The following is a 2,166-nucleotide window of genomic DNA, read 5'->3' as shown; positions in this document are numbered from 1 at the left end:
GAAGGTGATGCTGCCGCACTTCGGGCGCCAGCTGCGTTTTGTCTTCCGGCACTTTCCGTTGCGCGAAGTGCACCCCCATGCCGAACTGGCCGCCGAAGCGGCGGAAGCCGCCGGCGCACAACACAAGTTCTGGCCCATGTACGAGTTGCTGTTTACCAACCAGCATCACCTCAAGGACAAGCACCTGCTCGACTATGCCGCCCAGGCCGGCCTGGACATGGCCCGCTACCAGAACGAAATGAACGACCATGTCTACCTGCAGCGCGTGCAGGAGCACATGCAAAGCGGCCGCCACCTGGGCGTGCGCTCAACGCCGGCGTTTTATGTCAACGGCGTGTTTTGTGATGTGTCGTTTGGCCTGCAGCATTTGCATGAGGCCATCGACAAAGTGTTGACCAGCCAACAGACTTAACCGTCAACAGGCTGCAGCGGCGTCTTTAAGGTCTTCTGCAAAAACGCCAGGTCCAGCCAGCGGCCAAACTTGAAAGCCGCCTGTTTGATCGTGCCGCTGTGCTCAAAGCCCAGGCGCTTGTGAAGTGCAATGCTCACAGCGTTGTCCAGGTCAATCGCGCCGACCAGAACGTGCATGCCTTGCACTTCAGCCCTGGCCACAATCGCCTCCAGCAGCTTGCGCCCCAGGCCCAGGCCGCGGCTGTCTTTCTCCACATAGACCGAATGCTCGACCGTGTACTTGTACGCCGGAAATGCGCGGAAGGTGCCGTAGCTCGCAAAACCCAGCAGCTTGCCGCTGTCGTCTTCCATCCCGACTACCGGAAAACCGTTGGCACGTTTGGTGGCAAACCAGGTCACCATGCTTTCGGGTGCGCGTGGTTTGTAGTCGTACAGCGCCGTCGAGTTGACGATCGCCTCGTTAAAAATGGCCAGGATCTGGCCGGCATGGCGCTCTTCGGTGCATTCGACGAGGTGCATGGGGATTCCTTTTGAAAGGGAGAATGATTTGTCTACTATAAGAGATTATTTGTCCCTTATGATAGACGAATGCTTTTTCTGAAGGACACCCCATGACGATTGATGCCCTGATCGCGTCGCGGCTGCTGGCATTGCGCCAGGCCCAGGGCCTGAGCCTGGCGCAACTGGCCGAGGTGTCGGGCGTCAGCAAAGCCATGATCTCCAGGGTGGAGCGCGTCGAAAGCAGCCCGACCGCCATGATCCTCGGCCGGCTCGCAGCCGGCCTGGGTGTGCCGCTGGCGCAGCTGCTCACCGAAGACAAGGAAGAAGAGGCAGGCCGCAGGCTGCGGAAGAAGGCAGGGCAGGCGGTGTGGCGCGACCCGGAAGCCGGCTACCTGCGGCGCCAGGTGGCAGAGCGCGGGCCCGACCAGGGCGTCGAGATGGTGGAAGTCGAGCTGCCGCGGTCGGCCAGGGTGGCTTACCCGCGATGGAGCGGCCAGCCGTATCGGCAGCGCCTCTGGCTGGTCGAAGGCGGCTTGCGCGTGGAATATGGCGACGAAGTTTTCAAGCTTGAGCCCGGCGACTGCCTGGACTTCGGCGTTGACCGCCCCGTGGCCTTTAAAACCCTGGGGCGCAGCGCCTGCCGCTATTTGCTGGTCGTCTGGCCCGGCTGAATTTGTCGCCCCTTACCCATTAACTGGCAGCAGCAGACCCCGGCACAGCCGCGACGTCAAGCGCCGCATGGCGCGCGCGTATGCGCCGCACCTGCAGCGCCGCCCCAATGATGTACAGCAGCAAAAGCACACCCGTGGCGGCCTTGAGTTCGGGCGCATCGGCGTTGGGCAGCAGTGGCGCACCCAATGGCAGGCGCGTCGAAGTCTCGGTGATGGCCGGAATCATGTGGAATAAAAAGGTCATCGAATAGCCCAGCGTCTCCACATACGGCGAGGCACGGCCCAGCACCTTGGTGGTGCCCGCCACCCAGGCAATGCCCAGCACCAGCAAGGTGATGATGCCCAGCGCATGCGGTTTGCCGAAACCGCCATGCTGGAAGATGCCAAAGCCCGTGAGGCAGGTGAGCACCGTGGTCCAGATATAGACCTTGCCCAGTGTGGACGCGGCAATGATTTCCTTGTCGCGAAAGAAGGCGATCACGGCAGCCGCAACGGCCACCAGGCTGATGGCGGTGTGGATCACACCGAGGTAGGTCAAACCATAGATCATCGGAATCTCCTTGTGCCCCTGCCAGGTGAGGGA

General features: G+C 61.7%; 4 protein-coding genes. 2 read left to right on the top strand and 2 right to left on the bottom strand.

Annotated features, from left to right (window positions below):
- A partial coding sequence (locus AC1DWI_RS20560; protein WP_477725617.1) for a DsbA family protein occupies positions 1-412 on the top strand: 412 nt, incomplete at its 5' end.
- Here AC1DWI_RS20560 and AC1DWI_RS20555 read toward each other — a convergent pair.
- Positions 409-930 carry an N-acetyltransferase family protein gene (locus AC1DWI_RS20555; RefSeq protein ID WP_477670823.1) on the bottom strand — a complete coding sequence of 174 codons (522 nt, stop codon included), beginning with the start codon at positions 928-930 and terminating at the stop codon, positions 409-411. The genes AC1DWI_RS20560 and AC1DWI_RS20555 overlap by 4 nt on opposite strands.
- Positions 931-1,022: 92 nt before the next feature.
- Here AC1DWI_RS20555 and AC1DWI_RS20550 point away from each other — a divergent pair, with 92 nt between their 5' ends.
- Positions 1,023-1,583 carry a helix-turn-helix domain-containing protein gene (locus AC1DWI_RS20550; protein WP_477670822.1) on the top strand — a complete coding sequence of 187 codons (561 nt, stop codon included), beginning with the start codon at positions 1,023-1,025 and terminating at the stop codon, positions 1,581-1,583.
- Positions 1,584-1,602: 19 nt separating this feature from the next.
- Here the strand turns inward: AC1DWI_RS20550 and AC1DWI_RS20545 are convergent.
- Positions 1,603-2,166: hypothetical protein (locus tag AC1DWI_RS20545; protein WP_477725616.1), on the bottom strand; the 564-nt coding region annotated here is incomplete at its 5' end.

It is taken from the genome of Polaromonas sp. P3_C2 (assembly GCF_056402675.1).
The sequence above is the reverse complement of the archived record's forward strand: the minus strand, read 5'-3'. Positions and strand labels throughout refer to the sequence as shown.

Bases quoted from the DNA above. Each gene is read 5' to 3' on its own strand.
- AC1DWI_RS20550 (WP_477670822.1), top strand. From the start codon at position 1,023: ATGACGATTGATGCCCTGATCGCGTCGCGGCTGCTGGCATTGCGCCAG.
- AC1DWI_RS20555 (WP_477670823.1), bottom strand. From the start codon at position 930: ATGCACCTCGTCGAATGCACCGAAGAGCGCCATGCCGGCCAGATCCTG.